The 7,015-nt window shown below is 71.6% G+C and carries 7 protein-coding genes and 2 pseudogenes; 8 read left to right on the forward strand and 1 reads right to left on the reverse strand.

The features are described from left to right. The 6 genes and pseudogenes from ACWC9T_RS39960 to ACWC9T_RS39985 form a co-directional block, all read left to right on the forward strand. A pseudogene (locus ACWC9T_RS39960) lies at positions 1 to 428 on the forward strand (Mu transposase C-terminal domain-containing protein); the annotation flags it as partial. Positions 429 to 459: 31 nt separating this feature from the next. Beyond that, complete coding sequence (locus tag ACWC9T_RS39965) at positions 460 to 1,242, forward strand: AAA family ATPase (protein ID WP_449825953.1); 783 nt, start codon at positions 460 to 462, stop codon at positions 1,240 to 1,242. Continuing rightward, a complete protein-coding gene (locus tag ACWC9T_RS39970) occupies positions 1,242 to 2,372 on the forward strand; it encodes a hypothetical protein (RefSeq protein WP_449825954.1) in 1,131 nt (376 codons plus the stop codon). The genes ACWC9T_RS39965 and ACWC9T_RS39970 overlap by 1 nt, the downstream gene beginning before the upstream one ends. A gap of 216 nt (positions 2,373 to 2,588) precedes the next feature. After that, positions 2,589 to 3,236, forward strand: coding sequence for a TetR/AcrR family transcriptional regulator (locus ACWC9T_RS39975; RefSeq protein WP_449825955.1), 648 nt, complete (start codon positions 2,589 to 2,591; stop codon positions 3,234 to 3,236). Beyond that, positions 3,233 to 3,871, forward strand: a complete 639-nt coding sequence (locus ACWC9T_RS39980; RefSeq protein ID WP_449825956.1) for a VC0807 family protein — start codon at positions 3,233 to 3,235, stop codon at positions 3,869 to 3,871. Before ACWC9T_RS39975 ends, ACWC9T_RS39980 begins: the two co-directional genes overlap by 4 nt. 11 nt (positions 3,872 to 3,882) lie before the next feature. Continuing rightward, positions 3,883 to 5,121: an alpha/beta hydrolase family protein gene (locus ACWC9T_RS39985; protein ID WP_449825957.1), complete on the forward strand. Its 1,239-nt coding sequence runs from the start codon at positions 3,883 to 3,885 to the stop codon at positions 5,119 to 5,121. 197 nt (positions 5,122 to 5,318) lie between these two features. On the opposite strand, the gene ACWC9T_RS39990 is transcribed toward ACWC9T_RS39985, so the two are convergent. After that, entirely contained in the window at positions 5,319 to 5,984 is a 666-nt protein-coding gene (locus ACWC9T_RS39990) for a helicase associated domain-containing protein (RefSeq protein ID WP_449825958.1), read from the reverse strand. Between the two features lie 259 nt (positions 5,985 to 6,243). Here ACWC9T_RS39990 and ACWC9T_RS39995 point away from each other — a divergent pair. Both ACWC9T_RS39995 and ACWC9T_RS40000 read left to right on the forward strand, forming a co-directional pair. Further along, positions 6,244 to 6,573: pseudogene (locus ACWC9T_RS39995) on the forward strand (transposase); the annotation flags it as partial. Between the two features lie 27 nt (positions 6,574 to 6,600). Beyond that, a complete protein-coding gene (locus ACWC9T_RS40000) occupies positions 6,601 to 6,882 on the forward strand; it encodes a hypothetical protein (RefSeq protein ID WP_449825959.1) in 282 nt (93 codons plus the stop codon). Positions 6,883 to 7,015 lie beyond the last annotated feature (133 nt).

The raw sequence follows: 7,015 nt of genomic DNA on the forward strand, positions 1-7,015 counted from the left end.
ACCTGCAGATCGAGGTCTTCGACGCCACCGATCCCGCCCGGCACCTCGGTTCGGCGTACCTGGCCGACCAGGCCAGCGAGGAACAGCGCAAGGCCTTGCGCGCCGCCCGCGACGCTGCCGCGCGGGCCCTCCGGGCGGACTGGAAGGCCGCCGAGCGCCTGCGCCGCGACCGCTACGGCGCGGCCACCACACCCGAAGCTCCCCGCCGCCTGGGCGCGGTGACCACGGCCGAGGCCGCCCAGCGGCTCGCCCGCACCGGCGAGCGGGACCTGGCGGACAGGGCGCTGCCGGACCTGATCCCGCCCAGGGAGCCTCCCGCCTCCTGGGTGCGCCCGATCCCCCTCCAGCAGAAGACAGCACCGAACACCGACACCAGCCAGGGCCCAGATGACGACAGTGCGGACCCCGCACCACCGCCACGCCCCTGAGCCCGATGCCACAGCGAAAAGGATCGATGTGATGACCACCACGGGCCGGCTGGGCCGGCTGCCGGCCGAACGCGAGGACCACTACATGCGCCTGGCCGGCGCGCAGATCGTCAGCACCCGCGCCCTGCTCGCAGCGCGCGAGAACATCCGCGCCGCGATCGACGCCAAGGCGATGATCTGCATCTACGGGTCGACCGGGCACGGCAAGTCGTTCGCGGTCAACGCCTCCCTGCGCGAACTCGCCCCCACCCTGACCCACCGCATCCAGTTCCGCGCCCGGCCCTCCACCCGCGACCTGCGCCATGAACTGTTCCACGCCCTGGGCCTGCACGGCCGTCCGCCCGCCCACGCCATCGAGTTCGACCGCACGCTGCGCGGCGCCCTGGAGGAGCGCCGCGTGCTGGTGTGCGACGAGGCCCAGTGGCTGTCGAAACTCTGTTTCGAATATCTGCGCTACTTGTGGGACGACACCGGCACCGACCTGACGATCATCTTCACCGGTGGCAACGGCTGCTTCGAGATGCTGCAGAGCGAGCCGATGCTTGAATCCCGCGTCTACGCCTGGCAGGAGATCGACCCGATGCCCCTGGACGAGGTCCTCACCGTCATCCCCGCCTTCCACCCCATCTGGGCCAAGGCCGACAAGGAGCTGATCGCCCTGTGCGACCGCGAGGCCGCCCACGGCAACTTCCGCGCCTGGGCGAAGATCACCCACCACCTCACCGTCGGGATGAAGGACTCCAAGCGCACCACCGTCGACGAAGACCTCCTGCGCTGGGCCTACAGCAAACTCCGTCACCGCCGGGCGGCTTGATGCTCATCTGCCCCGACCCGCCGCCGGTCACCATCGTGCTGGACCCCCGTGACGACCTGCCCCACACCCGCACGGCCCAGGCCGCCCATGACCCCGCAGCGGGCCGGGCCACCGTCCACCCCACCATCGGCACCGACTCCACCATCTGCCTCGCCTACGACATCCTCGCCGCCCTCGGCAAACCCGTTCCCGTCACCGGCTACCCCCGGCTCGACCCCGTACCTCCGTGGGCGATCGCCGCCGCCTGGATCCTCGCCACCCCCATCACCCACCTCACCGTGCTGCGCGCCCACCTGCTCAACCGCCGCCGCATCAACGACCTGCTCACCCTGCGACAGCGCACCGGTGTGCACCTGGCCCTGGTCTGCCACCGCCCCCGCCCCACCCCCACTCTGGAACACGCCCTGCGGGCAACCGACCACCGTCTCGCCGAGGCCGCCGCCCACCTACCCGGCGACAACGCCACGGTCCTGCCCTGCCCGCGCAGGCCGCTTCAGGACCGGTGGCTCAACCTGCCGGCCCTGACCACCTTCTGCTCCCTCGACGGCCCCCAGCGCTACTGCCGCTGCACCCCGCCACTCGCCCACGTCCGCGGCTTCCACCCGCCGCAGATGCCCCCGGCCACCGCCGCCGAGGTCGCCCGCCGCCTGCACGCCGCCACCGCCCACCCCCACCTCGCGGCGGCCCTGGCCACCGCCGTCTTCACCGCCGCCTCCGACACCCAGCTCTCCACCGCCCACTCCGCCGACCTCACCGACGGCGCGGCCACCATCGCCCTGCACGATCCCGACGGCCTGCGCTACGGCTGCACCACCCACCCCGTACCGCCCTGGGCACGCCCCCTCCTCCTCGCCGCCACCTACCAGCACCGGCTCGCCGCAGGCGGCGACACCCCACTGTTCACCCCGCCCTTCCCCAACACCGGCCTGCCCGACCCGACCGCCCTCGCCGAAGCCTGCAAACTGCGCCCGCCCCAGCCACCCAGAAGCCGCCCACGCTCTCGTCGCACCGGCCAGAACCACCCGACGGAGAAGACCATCTGGCCGCTCAGCAACGCCCACTACCGCTTCCCCTGGGCCGTCATGGAGGACATGCGCGGCTGCCCGTCCCCACCCGCCCGGCGTAGGTAGCACTGGGGAGCCCACCACCCGAAGGTGACGGCCTCCCAACACTCTCCCCAGCAGCCCACCGTCGGCCTTACGCCCACTCCACGTCGTGCTCAGCACGGCGGGTGACGTGCATGCGGTGCGGCCCGGGTGCCATTGGCACGCTGCTCATCGCCGGGGTACCTGGGGAGAACTGACGGTCCGACGGACTGGGTTGCCGACTCGTGTTACTTTTTACTCATGCGAGTAAATCAAGCGAGGGGTGACGCCGACGCCCCGTCGTCCGGCCGTAGCTTCGTCACCGACGCGCGCCGCGCCCAGATCATCGCCGCCGCCATCGAGACCGTCACCGAACTCGGTTATGCCCGTGCCTCGTTCGCGCAGATCGCGAAGCGGGCCGGGATCTCCAGCGTGCGCCTGATCTCGTACCACTTCGACGACAAGGAGGACCTGTTCCAGTCGGTCGTCGACACCGTCCAGGACGAGGCGCGCGCCTTCATACAGCCGCGCATCCGCGCCCACACCGAGCCGGCCGCGATGCTGGCCGCCTACATCGAGTCGAACCTGGAGTTCCTGGCGGAGCACCCGGTGCAGGTGCGGGCGCTGGTTGACGTCCTCGCCGCAGCCCGCCGGGAAGACGGCGCGCCGCTGGTCAGCCCGGCCGGCTTCGACACCCCCGTCGCGCTGCTGGTGCAGCACCTGCGAGACGGCCAACGGGCGGGTGCGTTCCGGGAGTTCGACGCGGAGGCGATGGCGACCGCCATCCGGGCGTCCATCGACGCGGCAGCGAACCGGCTCGCCGTCGGCGACGACTTCGACGCCCGCGCCTACGGGCGCGAGCTGTCCACGCTCTTCGCCCTCGCGACGAGGCGCGAGGGGACACGGTGACCGCCCACCCAGCTGCGCGCCGCGCCGGCGTGCTGATACCCGTCCTGCTTGACCTCGTCCTGCCGCTCGGCTTCTACTACGGCCTACGCGCGGCGGGCGTCGACCAGTGGCACGCGCTGCTGTGGTCGGCGGCGGTGCCGGCGGTGGTCGTCCTCGTGCGGCTGGTGCGGACACGTCGCATCGACTTCCCGGCCCTGCTGATCCTGAGCATGATCGCTCTCGGGCTGGTGCTCTCCGCGCTCACCGGCGACCCGCGCGCACTGCTGGTCCGCGAGGCGTGGACGGGGATGCTCGGCGGCCTGATCGGGGTCTGGCTGCTGGCCTCGGTGCTCTACGGGCGGCCTGCGCTGATGGTGATGTTCCGCTCGTTCGTCCTGGTCAAGGCGGGTGAGGACGGCCTGCGGGCGTGGGAGGGGCGCTGGGGCGAGGACGCCGGCTTCCGGCACGGTCTGCGGGTGCTCACGACCCTCTGGGGTATCGCGAGCCTGCTGAACGCGCTCGCTCAGCTCGCCTTCGCCTACCTGCTGCCCGTCGACGCCGCGCCGGTGGCCATGCACGCGTGCTGGCCGGTCATCGCTGCCCCGCTGCTCGCCTTCCACCTCGCGTACACCAAGCGCCACGGCCTGAGGGCCTGAAGGAGACCAGCATGCCTCTCGACCGTGTCCACCTCTTCGCCGAACCCAACCTCGACCTCCAGACCCGCGCCGCGCTCGGCGGCGCCGCCTACCGCATCGCCGAGGCCGGGGAGGTACTGGCCGCCGTCGACCGGATCAACCGCGCCGGAGTCTCCGGCCGCACGTACCACGCGGAATTCCTCGCCCTGGGCCACCGCACGGAAGCCGCCGCCAAGGACGCCCTGCGCGCGGGGCACAGGACTGTCGCCCGCGACGCCTACCTGCGGGCCGCCAAGTACCTCTCCCTGGCGCTGTTCTCGGTCCTCGCCAGCGAGCGCCCGGACAGCGAACCCGCGATCTTCGCCCGGATGCGGGCCTGCTGGCACCGCGCGGGCGAGCTGCTCGACCCGCCCGTACAGCGGCTCCGCATCCCATACGGCGACGTGGGACTGCCCGCCTACCTGCTCACCCCGACCGGGCCACCGCGGCGGCGGCCCACCGTGATCCTCGTCAACGGCAGCGACGCCCAGAGCATCGACCTGTACGCGTTCGGCGCGTGCGCGACGGTCGAGCGTGGATGGAACGCGGTGATTCTGGAAGGGCCCGGACAAGGGAGCCTGCTCTTCGAGCACGGCATCCCGTTCCGGCCGGACTGGGAACACGTCGTGCGTCCGGTCGTGGACCACCTGGTGGGGCTGCCGGCGGTGGACCCGGAACGGATCGCCCTGACCGGCTGGAGCATGTGCGGCATCCTCGCGATCCGCGCCGCCGCGTTCGAGGGCCGGCTGGCGGCGGTGGTCGCCGACCCCGGCGCCGTCGACAACTGGCTCGCCTGGCCCCAGGTATGGCGGGAGCTGGCGACCGGTCCCGACCGCGAGACCATCAACCGCCGGTGGCGCACGGAGATCGTCCCCGAACTCGGCCCCGCCGCCCCGCTGTTGGCCAAGCGCGCCGAGATCTTCGGCCGCCAGTTCCTGGACGACGCCCGCGCCGGCCGGGCACCCCGCGACTTCTGGACACTTGCGCGGACGATCGAGCGCTTCCGCTGCGACGACGTGGCACCGCTGGTGAAGTGCCCGGCACTGATCCTGGGATACGAGAACGAAGGAATGGTCCCGGGCCAGGACCACCGCCTGTACGACCTCCTCGGCGGCCCCAAGACGCACGTGGTGATGACGCAGACCCAGGGCGCCGGTGACCACTGCGCCCCGATGGCCCCGCTGCTGCGGAACGCGGTCCTGCTCGACTGGCTGGAGCGGGCCGTCGCCTGAGCGGGTGCCCGAGGACAGCGCGTCGCCACTCGGCCCGAGCCTCGAGCCGACCGGCCCCGAATGGCTGCGGGCGCGGGGTGAATGCTCACCGCCGCGGGTACCGCAGCGACCACGCGGGCAGGAAGCCCTGTCCGAACAAGCAGATGCGCGCCGATCCCACTTGGGATCGGCGCGCACGCCACACCTCGCAGAATGCGCTACCAGGCCACCCCCAGGGCCTGCAACTGCCCGCGCTGCTCCTCGCTCAGCTTGTCCCGCCGGGCCTTCTGGTTGTTCAGCCAGGCCCCCAAAGACAGCCCCTCCTCGGTCTTGTGCGCCCGCGGTACCTTCGCGTGGCCCTCGCGCTCGACGAAGGCCGCCAGCGCCACCAGGCCGGCGTCGAACCGGTCCGCCCGCGACACCTTGGGCTTGGCCGCGGCCGCAGCCCGTGCGGCCACCAGCTCCTGGTCCTCCTCGATGCCGATCGCCGACAGCAGGTCCCGCTGGTCCTCCTCCAGGCCCGGCCAGCCGGCCCGCTGCGCCTGCACCCACCGGCCGAGCTGCTCGCCCTCAAAAACCGTGTCCACGGGCAACACGGTCCAGTCGACCCGCCCGTCGGCCTCCAGCCACCACTGCGCCACGGCGTACGCGCGCTGCCAGGTGATCGGCCAGGCGGGGCACCACCACGGGTCGATCACCTGGCAGCGCCCTGCGCCGCTCAGGCGCCAGCGCGCCCGGCTGGTCGGCGGGCACCTGGGCCGCGGCCCGCAGCTCCGACAGCCACGTCCCGATCGCGTACCCGCCGACGGAGGCCCGGGCCGGCGCGGCCAGCGACCCGCCGTGGCCCTTCGCCCAGATCCGGTCCGGGTAGAACTCCGGGTCACTGGCGTGCAGCTTGGCGGCGACCGCCGGCAGACCCTCCGCGAACGCCTGAGACTCTATGGTCCGGTGGTGGAAGGTGATCATCGTCTGCAGCCCGTGCTGCGCCATGGTGTGGAGCATGGCGGCCTGGAGCGCGCCGAGTCGCTGCCCGCGGATCTCCTCGCTGCGCTTCTCCGGGCTCATCAGGCGCTCGGGGGTGACGACGGGGTCGGTGAGCTCGACCACGATGATCTGGTAGCGCGCCAGCAGGCCCCGCTTGACCGCCTCGGACCGGGTCGCCCCCGCACGAAGCCGGACAGGGTCCGCGCAGACAAGGCCCACGGCTCGCGCGCGAACCGCGTCTACCTGCGACGACGCGGTGTGAAGTGCACCATCCCGGAAAAGGCCGACCAGATCCGCAACCGTCAGAAGCTCGGACTCCGCGGTGGTCGCCCGCCCAAGTTCGACCGGGGCGACTACAAGCAGCGGCACGCGGTCGAGTGCGGGATCAACCGGCTCAAGCGCCACCGCGCGGTCTCCACGAGATATGACAAGCTCGCCGTCCGCTATCACGCAACCGTGCTGGTCGCAGCGATAAACGAGTGGCTGTGAGAGACCATCCGCTGCGACCATGCCGCCGTGAACGCAGATCTCCCCGACGAATGGACGATCGAGCGGGTCCGCCGCGCATCGGGCGACGCCGAAGCGGATCTGCTCTCCCTTGAACGACTCGTCGTTGTCGAGCAGCACGGCTCCGCCGACTACGACGTCCTCCAGCCTGACCTCATCCTCTCCTTCCACGACCTGTGCCTTGCAAGAGCCGGTGACGAGTGGTTCATGGGACAGATCGACGTCGACGGGTCTGTGATCTGCTGGGCGTCCTATGGCCCTGACCTGGCCGAAGCCATCCGTGGACTGTGAGCTGTCAGGCGGCGAGATCGATCACATTCACAACGCGTCCTAGGGCGTGTCTCTCCGATCATCTGACTCGTTAGATTGGTATGGCTGGTCGTGGTGATCTGACGGACGAGGAGTGGGCTCGCTTGGAGCCGCT

The sequence above is a fragment of the Kitasatospora sp. NPDC001159 genome (assembly GCF_053598235.1).